Below are 12,874 nucleotides of genomic sequence, written 5' to 3'. Positions count from 1 at the left end.
TTGACGTTTCAATGCTTCAATCAGTAGAGCCCCTTGTAAATCACCAGATACCTCGCCAGTACTGATAAAGATGGTTTTGAGAGTCATGGTTAATGGATCGATAGGGATTAGGAAAATAGGGGAGTAGACAGTAACCAAATCTAAATTACCTGACCACTCAAACATGGTATCAGTGCCCGGCTAGGGTAAACTGTCACACATTTAAATTGTGAATAAATTGTGAATAGGGGCGCTTTGGGGAGATGGAGAGATGAGGAGATGGGGAGATGAGGAGATGAGGAGATGGGGAGATGAGGAGATGATGAGATGGGGAGATGAGGAGATGGGGAGATGGTATACCGGCTTTTGCACAAGTGGATTGACCGTTGGTCACGCTACGGGAACGGACATTTAAATCCATAAAAGCTTAATCACTAATTATGTAAATTTTTTATACTTAAGTATTTTCTTTTAAAATAAAAATTTTACAATTTTATGGGATTTTTACCAGTTAATATAAACTTCATTAAAACTAGTCATTTACTTCATCCACTTTTCATATTTGTGAAAGCAAAATAAAAACAAATGAACGAAAAAATACGTGATTTTACTTAATTAGCGCAAGCTAAAATCACAATTTTTATACTATAGGGTGCAATTAAAAAGTATTTTTGAGGAGAAATAAACATGTCTACTAATTCCACTAACACAATAGTTTTGACTTTCGATGAACTGCCCTTTCAACCCGTTGATGATCTGAGTTTCATGGGGGTGACATTTGATTTCAAAGTAGATGGGGTAGATTCAACGGATGCCAATTATGCTGACGTCGGTCCAGGCTCAATTTTCTTTGTACAGGATCCGAGTTTGGAAGGTGATGCCGCCGGAATCCTAACCCTTGACTTTGATGCACCGGTTTCCGAGCTTGAGTTTGGGGTGGCGCTGAGTACCTTTGGTACTCTCACACCTGGTTTTACAGTGGAACTGTTTGATGGCTCCACATTGGTAAATGAGATCGAAGTTGATACTACTTCACAGCCAAGCTTTACCGAGGGTCTGTTCTCCCTTCCTGATAGTGATACACCAATAGACCGGGTTGTGATCGATTTCAATGATGCCGCTGCTACCCGCTTCGCTGTTGATAACCTTAGCTTCGAGGAAGCTGGTGTTACCCTAATCGGTACTTCCAACAATGACATCCTCGAAGGTGGCGGAGGTGACGATATTATCAAAGGGCTTAACAGTAAAGATCTTCTTATAGGACTTGCTGGAGAAGACTACATGGACGGTGGTGACGGTGACGATCTACTGTTTGGAGGGAACGGTCATGACACCCTCAAAGGTGGCAATGGTCAGGATACCCTCATTGGCGGGGCTCATGACGATATCCTGGAAGGTGGCAAGGGTGACGATTGGCTTTATGGTCAAGAAGGCGATGATCTGCTTAATGGTGGCCAGGGTCAAGATCAACTTAATGGTGGTTTCGGTAATGATACTCTTATTGGTGGTCCAGGAGATGACATTTTAACTGGTGGCAGTGGGCAAGATACCTTTGTCTTGTCAACAGTAGGCAAAGTGACCATCACTGACTTTACCGATGGTGAAGATCTCTTGCAGTTAGATGGTCTGACTTTTGGTCAGATTTCAATTTTTGAACAAAATGACGATACCATAATCACCACCATCAATAATCAACCATTAGCTGTCTTGAGTGGTGTAGATTTTGGTGATATTACAGAGGCAGATTTTGTGCTTTAATATCCTGTTTTCTTGATTGAGAATCCCTAAAATAGGTTAGGAAAGGGTAAAGGTTAAAGGTTAAAGGAATTTGAAATAAACCTTGATAACCTTTACCTTTTTCACCGACGACCAGGAATCAAACCCCGACGACCTTCCATTACAGACAACTGCAAAAACTGATACAGGTGCTCAACATGTGGGTTATCTGGTGGCAATTCCAGGGTTTGGAGGGCTTGAGTGAAGGGTTCTCCTGAAAGATAGAGCTTCCGGAATACATTTTTTAGCTGTCTAATTTCACCGCTTGTCAGTCCAGCCCGCTTAAGACCGATTAAGTTAAGCGATCGCACTCGGGATGGATTCCCCTCAACTAGCATATAGGGTGGAACATCCCGGTCAATGCGACTCATCCCACCCACCATAGCTAGACGTCCAATGTGGACAAATTGATGAATCCCCAAGACCCCACTAATTCTCACCTGGGACTCAATATAAACATGACCTGCTATAGCAGTTCCATTAGCGATAATTACAGAATCTTCAATCACGCAATTGTGAGCAACATGACTATAAGCCATTAGCATATTGCCATTGCCAATTACGGTTGCTTCTCCCGCCCCGGTGGCTCGGTTAATGGTGACGTACTCTCGAATTAGATTATTATCACCAATTCTCACCCAGCTAGGAGCACCATCATACTTAAGGTCTTGGGGTTCCGAACCCAGTACTGCTCCTGGAAAGATTTTATTCCTGGCTCCGATCTCCATCGGTCCAGAAAGAACCACATGGGCACCAATGGTTGTTTCTGGGCCAACTTTCACATTATCTTCGATCACCGCGTAGGCACCAATCTGAACTGTCGGGTGTAGTTCAGCACCAGGATGGATAACAGCAGTAGGATGAATAAGTGTTGCCAATTTTCCAAACACCAAAGTGACCAATGACTAACAATACTGGCAAATTAAAACTTGCAGGTTGCAGGCTACAAGTTGCCGGTTGTAGGTTACAGGTTGCCGGTTGCAGATTACAGGTTTAAGGTTTAATGTTGCCGGTTTTCAATTTAATCTTGAAAGGTTAAGGTTGACTGTTGCCGGTTTAAGGGTTAATGTTTAGTGTTCCAGGTTTTAGTGCTAGAATATAAAATTAACGTTTAACCTCGAAAGTCAAGTATTTCAACCAAATAACCTACCCTAAATCGAAGGCCAAAGGCGAACAACTAAATAAACAAATAAATAACTTATGCGCTACGCGCACGCTACGCGAACAACCAAATAACCTACCCTAAACCGAAGGCCAAAGGCGAAGAACCAAATAACTTTCCTTCGCTCTTACTAATTATGTTTTAATCCACTATAGAGAACATAAGTTCGCCTTCTACTGCTTTCTTACCATCAACAGTAGCAACTGAGTGTATCTTACCAAAACGACGGCGCTTGATGGATAACAGTTCCGCAGTCATCACCAGTTGATCTCCTGGCACTACGGGACGCCGGAAACGAACTTTGTCAATCCCTGCAAATACGAATAATCCATCAGGACTATCGGGCATTTGGGTTAATACAATCCCCCCAACCTGAGCCATAGCTTCCACTATCATCACCCCAGGCATCAAGGGTCGTCCAGGAAAATGTCCTTGAAAAAAAGGTTCGTTGAAGGTAACATTTTTGATACCTACAGCTCGTTTACCTGGAACATAGTCAATAATCCGATCAACTAATGCGAAAGGATACCGATGGGGGAGCAGTTTATGAATCTCTTCAACAGTTAGAACTGTTTTAATTGATGAGTCATCATTTACATCCTGGGTACTTCCGGTAGAGTTATTTGGCGTGTTAACGTCAGTCAGTGTGGACATAAGCGTACTTTAATAGAATTACAGATTGCAGGTTAATTTATTAATTTTTAAAGGTTCAACCTTCTGTGTATTTAACTTGCAACCCATGGGTTCAGCCAGCTTTTTGGCAAGTTGGACATGGAGATGGTGGCTAGCTTTATAGGCCAGGATGTGAGCAACAGGAAAACGTCCTAATAAACTCAAATCCCCTACTAAGTCTAAAAGTTTATGACGCACTGGCTCATTTGAAAATCGTAAGGGAGGATTAACCCATCCGTGTTGACCACAAACCAGAGCATTCTCCAAGCTACCACCTTTAATTAAACCGCGATCGCGCAGCTGGTCAATTTGATCAGCCAAGCCAAAGGTGCGAGCTGGTGCGATCGCATCGGCAAAATTGTCCTGTTCTGGAGTCCAACTATACCATTGTTTACCAATAGCTGGTAACGCAAAGTCAATGCCATAGGTAAATCGAGTTTTGGGTGCTGGTAGAGCCGTTACAAAGGCATCTCCGTGATAAACCGAGACTGGCTCGTTTAATACAAAAGGGATAGGTGTTGTTCCTGAGGGAGTTAGGAGGTGAGGGGGTGTTAGGGTAGCTCGAACTTGTCCGGGGGTAAAACTATCGTGTGCTTTACCGTCGATGCCTTGAACCCCTGCTGCTACTACTCCCACCTCCTGGATAGCTTCCAGCCAAACCTTCGCCGAACCATCTAAAAGAGGCACTTCTGGACCATCAATCTCAATTTGAGCATTATCCACACCACTACCAGCCAGTGCAGCTAAAAGGTGTTCCACCGTACGAACGGTAGCGTTTCCATACTGGGTTGATGTGGAGAGTTCCGTAGACAGTGTGGTACCTGAAACTGCATCTATGTTTGCTGGAATAACCGGTTTACCTGGTAAGTCAACCCGCACAAAATATCGCCCAACTCCCGCAGCTGCTGGTAGTACCCTTACGTTGGTTGAAATACCGCTGTGCAATCCGACACCAGAGCGTTCAAACATACCAGCCAAGGTGTAATATACTGAAGACATGTTTTTTGGTCAAGTTTCTATCAATAAACGCTGGAAAATTGAAAATTGAAAATTGAAATTAACCAATTACAAACTACAATTGACAATTTACAATTAACCACTAATAATTCACAACTAACAATTCACAATTAACAATTAAAACTTCTCTCCAATACCAAAGTGAAGACGACTGTCCCCTTCGGTATTCAAACCAAAGTCTACCCGAATCGGACCAAGTGGTGACTGCACTCTAACCCCAAGACCGTAACCGAGACCAGTACCGGGTAAATCTCTCTGCTCACCGGGTTCACCAGGAACAGAACCAGCAGAACCAAGGTCAGTGCCAGCGTCAACAAATAGAGCGCCCCCTATGACTGAGAAAATGGGGAAGCGATATTCTGCAGTAGCTTGAAGGTAGCTACGTCCTGAGGCTAGGTCTCCCTCAGCAAACCCCCGCACGGAGTTACTACCACCAATAATAAAAGCTTCATAAGGAGGTAAATCCCCCAAGATAGTGCCCCCTTGAATGTTAAAGGCAAGAGCCTGAGGTCCTTCGGTAAAGTTGGTGAATTCTACAGGGATATAGAAACTATAGCTACCTCTTAACCGATTCATTAAGATGCTGCCACTACCAATAGGAATAGATTGTTCCATGCCCAACCGGATTAGGGAACCTTTAGTAGGTTGGGTGGTACTATTGCGTAAATCCCGCACTGCCCCTAACTGGACAGTAGTTAGGTCATCTTCACCACTGTCACTAAAGCTCAACAGTTCTCCATCTGTAGATTCAGGTCTGACATCCCCATCACTATCTTCAATGGCAACATGTTGATATTTCAAGCCTAGGGATGCTGTCCATTCTGCCCGTTTAAATACATCTTGCGATAAAGGACGGCGAAAAGTCACTCCACCACCAGTGCGCACAATCCGGGGGCGGTCTCCATCATCATCATCATTAGGAACTTTAATATTATTCTCACCGCTGCCCCCATTAAAGACCAAGGAAATCGAGCGCCGTCGGAATGCATTGATGGTATATGAGGTGCGGAAGGGGTCTCCTGCAATCCAAGGGTCTGTAAAGCTCAAATCGAACAATAGCTCTCGGGTTCCCAGCTGAAATTCTCCCCCTAAGGTCTGATTATTTCCCCCTAGATTTTGCTGTTGATAGCTCACGGTACCAAAAAAACCACTAGCAGAACTCAGACCTGCACCAGCCGCAATTGAGCCACTACTCTTCTCAATCACGTCTACTACTATCACCACCTGGCGTGGGTCAGTACCGGGTTCAAAGGAAAACCGTACATCATCAAAAATCCCTAAACCAAAAACTCGCTGTAGGTCCCTTTGGGCTTTCTTCCGGTTAAATACACTACCGGATTTTAACTCCACTTCCCGGGTAATAATAAACGGGCGAGTATTACCCCCAACCGGTTCCTCCCGGTCAGTCATTGCTGGAATTGGGTTGCCATTTTCATCTACAATCGGGTTACCATCTTCATCGAGAAAACGCACCTTGACAGCTTCAATCACCCCTTCTGCCACGACCAAGGTGACTGTGCCATCCGGTGTGACTTGCTCAGCATCAATGACTTGAGCTAGGTCATAACCTTCTTCCTTATACCAATCGTTTAATTGTTTGATTCCCTCTTGCAGGTCTCGCAGATTCAGGATTGAGCCATATTGCTCACTGAAGATTTCATTAATTTTTTCCTGGTTTACGATTCGCTGGCCTTCCCCTGGGGGTTCTGTTTTGACTGCCACCTGACGCAATACTGGGTTAGCTCTGACAACAAAGCTAATCCTAACTCCCAAGGGAGTATCTTCTGGTTGAACATCCACACTGGAAAAGAAACCTGTGGCAAAGATAGCATTCACATCTTCCTGAAGCTGAGAGCGCGTGGTTGCTCGTCCTGGTCGGGTTTTAATCACCCGATAAATTTCCTCTTCCAGTTGGGGAGGTGCGCCAGTAATCAAGACTTCTGCTACCAGTACTCGTACTTCTGAGGAGTCAGAAGGAGGCTCAGTTGAAGGGGGCTCCAGTTGAGTGGGTTCCGGGAGTTGGGACAGTTGTTCTATACCATTTGGAGGTTTTACTTGAGCCATCCCTTCGATGCTATCGATTGATAAAGGAGGTTGAGTTGAAGGGGGCTCCAGTTGAGTGGGTTCCGGGAGTTGGGACGGTTGTTCTATCCCAAGAGGAGGTTTTACTTGAGCCATCCCTTCGATGCTATCCGGTGATAGTTGGGGTGGGTTTGGGGTTTGGGAAGGTAACTCTGCGGCTGTTGAATCTACCGGAACCACTAGTTTAGTTGGTTTAGTTGGTACTGCCACCTGGGTTGGTGATGCATCTACCGGAACCACTAGTTTAGTTGGTTTAGTTGGTACTGCCACCTGGGTTGGTGAAGAATTGTTCACCGAGAGAGTGGTAGGCACAGACTGTTCAACAGTCTTGGTGGGTACTGCCACCTGGGTCTGGGAAGAGTGAAGCACCGAGGCAGTCGTTGGTTTTGCCTGCACAGCAATTGTTTCAGGAAGCGATGCAGCGAGGTAGCGCGGTCTTGGGGGTCCCCCCCATGAGCGACTACCGGTGCGGTCTTGGGGGGGACCCCCACTCGCTATTGCATCAAGAACCGCTTGTTCAGAGGTAGCGCGGTCTTGGGGGTCCCCCCCATGAGCGACTACCGGTGGTGTTTTTACGTCACTGGAATTCTGTTGAGGTGCATCCGGTAGGGACTGAATGGTTTGCCCACGGCTTGGTTTGGATACACCAATACTGGCAGTAGCAGCGATCATTGCTGCTAACAAAGGAGATAAACGCATTGTGTTGTTTGTTTTTGACACTTCCACACACCATTCCTATTGGGTCATTGGTCATTGGTAAACTCTCAGTAAGCCATTGATTACTGGTTGACGGAGGGCTAACAACTCCAGTGCCATAGGAGCAACTATTATATTAGTTATTAGTTGTCAGCCACAGTACCATGACTGAACACTTGACCTAAGCAAGCAATGCGCATGCCTGTTGTCTATTTTCGTTCGTCTGTGGTTATTTTTACCAATGTGCTGAATTTTTTTGGGTTACGGGTTAACGATGGCATCAATCCCGTCACTTGTTGTCAACCTGTCACGTCTAGTCAGAGGCTGATTAAAGTTTGCTCTCAAGAACTTTTTGTAGCACTTGCTGATAGGCTTGTTCTACATTGCCCAAGTCCTTGCGAAATCGGTCTTTGTCCATCACTCGACGCTCCGGATCAGTTTCAGCTTGGTTCCAAAGGCGGCAGGTATCAGGACTGATTTCATCGGCTAATAGTAGTTCTTCAGACGGGGTTACACCAAACTCCAACTTGAAGTCTACTAGAGTAATGCCACACTGATAGAAGAAGTCAGTCAGAATTTGGTTGATTCGCAACGCTTGCTCAATCAGTTGTTTCAACTGCTCAGGCGTTGCTAGTTCCAGCAGTAGTAAGCGATCGCGTGTTAACAAGGGATCTCCTAAGTCGTCATTTTTTAAATAAAATTCCACTAGGGGCTTCGGGAGTACCCGACCCTCTGGTATTCCAGTTTGTTGACATAGACTACCAGCAGCAATGTTCCTGACTACCACCTCCAAGGGCACAATTTTTACCTGTTTGACCAACATTTGGTTGGGAGTAGGACGGTCAATGAAGTGTGTAGCAATTGCCTTCTCTTCTAAGACTTTGAACAAATGAGATGCGATCGCACAATTAATCTCACCCTTACCAGAAATCTGACCTCGCTTTTGGGCATTAAAGGCAGTGGCATCATCTTTAAAGTGAGTTAGCAGAATCTCTGGGTCATCGGTAGTATATAGGATTTTCGCTTTACCTTCGTAGAGTTTTTGATCAGGGGACATAATCAGTAAGATGATGGTTCACTGACAATATCTTGACAGATAGATTGAGCTATATCCGCGATTCATAAGGGGCTGTTTGCGCCACCTACGGGCGCACTTTATAAGCTCCGTCCCAAAACCGGATTGGGAAAACATGTGGCGCGTAAGCGCGGATCTAGCTCAAGTTTGTCACCAAAACCGAATATGCCCTTGTGTTTTGCGTAGTACAACTAAAACCTGATGTCTATTACAGCAATCACAATCATGCAAAATCAGAAATTTTGCTAGGAAGTTATAGTATGATCAGTTAAGTTAAGGTTAGGTTAAGAACGTCTGGTGCAGGCAATAGCTATGGTAGACCCATCTGATTTTTTATACCCTCACAGTCCCTATCACGGTCAGTTCAAGCCAGAAAACCTGGTTTTTAACGCTAATTTACAGGAATTTGCTCAAAAAGTAAACTACATCTGTAATCTCGAAACTGCTGGTAAGCTGCCTCCAGAAGAGGCTTACCAGCAGATTAAACAACTGTGGAAAGACTTGAAACAAAGCAAAAAGAGCCTGGGTATATAGGTATATAAAGGAAGAAATAGTTCATACTTCACTTCGTGGTCATCGTGTAAACTCCATCCCAGGAATCATCAGGAGGATGATCACAATAGTTTTTAGCTCGGTTAATATGGGTCTTGACAGGCCGGTCATTTGGTTGTATGTCTAGTGCATCAATAAAATACTTGAGTGCCTGGTGAAAGTCTCGTTTGATGTAAGCATTACGCCCTGCTTGATACAAATCCAAGAACCGTTTTCTTTTATCGGTAAGGGATAGGTCGGTTTTGCCAATTAATTCATAAATCCTAACCGCTTGGTTTTTACCTTTGACCCGGATTTGATCTAACTCCCGCACCACAATGCGATCGCGGCACAAATTATAGGTAGACTCACTCAAGATAATATCGCAGCCATACTCTTTGGTAACGCTTTCGAGACGAGCACTTAGATTCACCCCATCTCCAATAACCGTATAGTCCATCCGTTTTTGGGAGCCGATATTGCCGGAAACCACTTCTCCAGAACTAATTCCCATCCCAATCCGGATTTCGGGTTGGTTGTTACCCCTGCGATTGGAATTAAATTTTGCTAAGCGTGAGCGCATATCTAGAGCTGATTTGACAGCCTTCCAAGCATGATTTGGCAGGGGTAAAGGTGCTCCAAACACGGCCATCAAGGCATCTCCAATAAACTTGTCCAAGGTGCCATCGTGATTGAATACAGCCTCTACCATGGTTTCAAAATACTTATTGAGCAACGATACCACCTCTGTTGCTCCGAGATGTTCTGTTAGGTTTGTGTAGCCCCGGATATCGGAAAATAGAATTGTTACTTCTTGCTTCTTGCCCTGCATTAAGGTATCTTCCCCGAGGGCTAAGACTTGATCAGCAACCCGTGGAGTCATGTAGCGATACATGGCTGTCTTCATACGCTTCTCACGAGTCATATCTTCTAAAACCACCAACCCACCCCGCACACTTCCCTCTGGGTTGAGCAAAGGATTGACGCTTAGGTTCAGACTGCGTTCAATTTCCTGAACTTGGTATTTTGACAAATAATAAGTAGATGAACATTCCGTCTGGGGTTTTTCATTCTGAGGTTTTTCATTCCAGGGTACATAAACATTCGGATCATCCCACTTTGGCATTGCCAGCACCATGGATGGTGATCCTAAATCCCCTTGAGGAGCTTTATACAGACCAATCTTCAGAGTTTGTTCTGGCATATAATGCCGAGTCCCTGTAGCCAAGCTATCTTGCCAACGCCACTGGAGATTTTCAATCGGCACTATATCCCAGATGTATCGACCAGTGAGCTTAGACTGCCACAATTTCCAATTGGGACTGCCTTTTCTACGATTAGGACCACCTAGGAACTTAATGGCTGCATCATTGATCATCACAATTCGTCCCTGCATGTCAGTGGAAATCACTGCGTCGGTTAGACTTTGCAGGATATCTTGCTGATATTGCTTTTCAATCAGGACGCTTTCAAACAGCTGGGCATTTTCCAAAGCTATGCCTGCCTGAATATTAAACGCCCGCATAAACTCTTGATCAGAGCTGGTAAAGTAGCCTTGGTGCTTGTTGATTAACTGGGTCACACCAATTAATTTATTTTTGGAGTTAAATACCGGCATACAAAGAATACTTTCGGTGCGATAACCGGTTTGTTTGTCAGTGGTCGGGTCAAAACGGTCGTCTTTATAGGCATCTGGAATATTGAGCGGCTTACCAGTGGATGCTACATAACCAGCAATACCTCGGTTGGCTGGTATTCTGATTTCTATGGTATTTTTTCCATCCGCTGTAGCTACCTTACTCCAAAGTTCGTTGCGATCTTGGCATAGCAAAAATAGCGTAGAGCGGTCCGCTTGCATTAGATCCCGAGCCTGCTCCATCACTAAACTTAGGGTTTGTTCGAGCTTCAGACTCTTCCCCAGAGACTCAGTTGCCTTGAGCAGAGCAATCACTCCCCGTTGGTTACGAGCTGCCTGTTGAAATGATTGGCAGGCTTCGAGGATGATGCCAAGGTCGTCGCCAAAGTCCTGAAATTGCTTTTCGTCGGTACTATCGAAGGGCACACCGCCAGTTTTATTCAAAAAATTTATTACAGCAATCACCTGGTTATTGCGATTAAAAATTGGCATACACAGGAGGCTTTGGGTACGATAGCCAGGGATTTCGTCAAATTCTGGGTTAAATAGGGCATGATGGTAAGCAACTGACGTATTGAAAGACTTGCCAGTGGCGGCAACATGACCGACAACACCCTGATTGTGGGGAATCCGGCGTTCTATGGTTTTGTCCGTGTGAGCTTGGGGAATGTTTGCCCATAGTTGACCTGTGTCGGTGTCAACCATGAAAATAGTGGCTTGGTCTGCCTGTAGGACTTGACCAACTTTTAGGGTTAAAGCCTCTATCACCTGCTCTAGCCGAGTTTCCAGAGCATCATTATTAATCAGTGCGATCGCTCCCAGAAACTGTTGGAAATCAGCAGCAAAGAAATCTAACCAGCAGCTAAATTGAGGAATGGATAGGGTTTTGATGCGGTCAATCAGATGGCTGGTTTGTGAGGGTTGAGTTAACTGAGATAATGTAGCAGTAACACTACTGGTGTTCGGTTTTTTCATACTTCGTCTGCTCCTGCCTTTGGAGGCGCGTGAGGGCAAGTCAACTGGGCAGATAAGAATTGCTGCGTTGATAAGTCTTCTATCGTCTTTGACTTCAAAAACATGAATTGACACCCTGGTTATCAGTAGATCTGAGGATATACCTATCCTGATTACAAGTTTGGCATATCTCTACAGTAAAAATCAGTACCCTAGGGGGTACTTCCATAGTGGATAGATTTCCCTAAAACTGTTAAGGATTATACAATTACAATAGTTAAGTTTTCGATAAGACTTTATAAAAAAGTCAGTAAGCTCAACCGGATTAGGAACGCTTAGACCCTGACACGCTTACCTTAGACTAGGCTTAGACTACGCTTACACCCTTGAACAGATTGTGTGACGCATTCCCCCACTCGTTCAGGTGGGGGTCAAGGAACGACAAATTGTGTTATAATTTGTTATAATTAATTTAGCTTGAGCGGTACGGCAAAGGACGGAACAAGATTCTGAGCAACCTAGAGGCACGACCTCTCAACGCCAGGGGAAACAAACCTATAAATCCTGTGTAGTCGGTTTATATACGTCAGACTCTAGGTAAAAGTTTTTAATACAAGCCCCATAGCCGCCGTTTCGACTTGGGGGAGCAGTAAGCGCAAAAGTCCTGGCAGCAGGCGCGAGAATGCCGCCTGTCGCTTTGGATAAATCCTTGTAATCAAGACGGACACCCCCACCTGCTATGTGAGGTGGGGGAAGCATTCATTTAGCTTCTAGCAAAAGAAGCCCCACATCTCAAGGCGGGCGAGCGGGCGCAGATTGTCATGAGTGTGGGATGAATTTTGCACAAGATATTTATGTAATAGGGAACAATTACGATTGAAGATCGTCTATAATAAAAGAAGTAGGGAAGACAAATTAAGAGCTAACCGCCACCTACTTACTAAAAATAGAACTTATTTATTGTTCCGGCGCGGAGGGGCATCCCGGAGACGAAACCTTAGAAGAGTGGAGCCTTAATCATAAAGTTTTAACCCTTTTATGCATAGCCTGCTAACCATAAAGGCTCCACTCTTCTTGCGGTAACTTCTGACCGTGTCGTTAATAAAGCTTACCCAATATCCGTTCGCGCAGCGTCGGCGAAAGCCGATACCGTTAGGTGGAGTTGGTGTGCGGCTCGTTCTGAGGTAGGAGCCTCCTGAAACAGGAGGGGTATGACCCAGAAGATTCGCGGGGTAAAAACCCCGAATCTTAACTATCAGTTGGATGGTGGTGAAAACCCACCCCATTAAGAGAA

Annotated in this window: 9 protein-coding genes and 1 pseudogene; 3 read left to right on the top strand and 7 right to left on the bottom strand. The window is 44.9% G+C overall.

What is annotated here, in order from left to right:
* Nucleotides 1-250: 250 nt before the first annotated feature.
* A complete protein-coding gene (locus F6J99_RS31605; RefSeq protein WP_293118896.1) occupies nucleotides 251-394 on the top strand; it encodes a hypothetical protein in 144 nt (47 codons plus the stop codon).
* Nucleotides 395-666: 272 nt separating this feature from the next.
* Nucleotides 667-1,737 carry a calcium-binding protein gene (locus F6J99_RS31600; RefSeq protein WP_293118894.1) on the top strand — a complete coding sequence of 357 codons (1,071 nt, stop codon included), beginning with the start codon at nucleotides 667-669 and terminating at the stop codon, nucleotides 1,735-1,737.
* Nucleotides 1,738-1,838: 101 nt separating this feature from the next.
* On the opposite strand, the gene lpxA is transcribed toward F6J99_RS31600, so the two are convergent.
* From lpxA to purC, 5 genes are all read right to left on the bottom strand, one after another.
* The gene (lpxA, locus tag F6J99_RS31595; RefSeq protein ID WP_293118892.1) at nucleotides 1,839-2,633 is read right to left on the bottom strand and encodes an acyl-ACP--UDP-N-acetylglucosamine O-acyltransferase; all 795 of its coding nucleotides are present in this window, start codon (nucleotides 2,631-2,633) and stop codon (nucleotides 1,839-1,841) included.
* Between the two features lie 425 nt (nucleotides 2,634-3,058).
* On the bottom strand, nucleotides 3,059-3,571 hold the full coding sequence (gene fabZ, locus F6J99_RS31590; protein ID WP_293118890.1) for a 3-hydroxyacyl-ACP dehydratase FabZ: 513 nt from the start codon (nucleotides 3,569-3,571) through the stop codon (nucleotides 3,059-3,061).
* Between the two features lie 18 nt (nucleotides 3,572-3,589).
* Nucleotides 3,590-4,588 (bottom strand): UDP-3-O-acyl-N-acetylglucosamine deacetylase, encoded by a 999-nt coding sequence (locus F6J99_RS31585; protein ID WP_293118888.1) that lies wholly within the window; start codon nucleotides 4,586-4,588, stop codon nucleotides 3,590-3,592.
* 135 nt (nucleotides 4,589-4,723) lie between these two features.
* Nucleotides 4,724-7,387: a BamA/TamA family outer membrane protein gene (locus F6J99_RS31580; protein ID WP_293118898.1), complete on the bottom strand. Its 2,664-nt coding sequence runs from the start codon at nucleotides 7,385-7,387 to the stop codon at nucleotides 4,724-4,726.
* 325 nt (nucleotides 7,388-7,712) lie between these two features.
* Nucleotides 7,713-8,441: a phosphoribosylaminoimidazolesuccinocarboxamide synthase gene (purC, locus tag F6J99_RS31575; RefSeq protein ID WP_070395074.1), complete on the bottom strand. Its 729-nt coding sequence runs from the start codon at nucleotides 8,439-8,441 to the stop codon at nucleotides 7,713-7,715.
* 330 nt (nucleotides 8,442-8,771) lie between these two features.
* Here purC and F6J99_RS31570 point away from each other — a divergent pair, with 330 nt between their 5' ends.
* A complete protein-coding gene (locus F6J99_RS31570; protein ID WP_075903198.1) occupies nucleotides 8,772-8,993 on the top strand; it encodes a hypothetical protein in 222 nt (73 codons plus the stop codon).
* A 28-nt stretch (nucleotides 8,994-9,021) separates the two neighbouring features.
* Here the strand turns inward: F6J99_RS31570 and F6J99_RS31565 are convergent, their stop codons facing one another.
* Nucleotides 9,022-11,601, bottom strand: coding sequence for an adenylate/guanylate cyclase domain-containing protein (locus F6J99_RS31565; RefSeq protein WP_293118885.1), 2,580 nt, complete (start codon nucleotides 11,599-11,601; stop codon nucleotides 9,022-9,024).
* A 976-nt stretch (nucleotides 11,602-12,577) separates the two neighbouring features.
* Nucleotides 12,578-12,671, bottom strand: a pseudogene (locus F6J99_RS31560) (RNA-guided endonuclease TnpB family protein); the annotation flags it as partial.
* Nucleotides 12,672-12,874: the final 203 nt, after the last annotated feature.

This window comes from Moorena sp. SIO4G3, from assembly GCF_010692305.1.
Lineage (GTDB): Bacteria > Cyanobacteriota > Cyanobacteriia > Cyanobacteriales > Coleofasciculaceae > Moorena > Moorena producens_A.
Note: the sequence above shows the minus strand (reverse complement) of the source record. Positions and strands in the feature narration are given on the sequence as shown.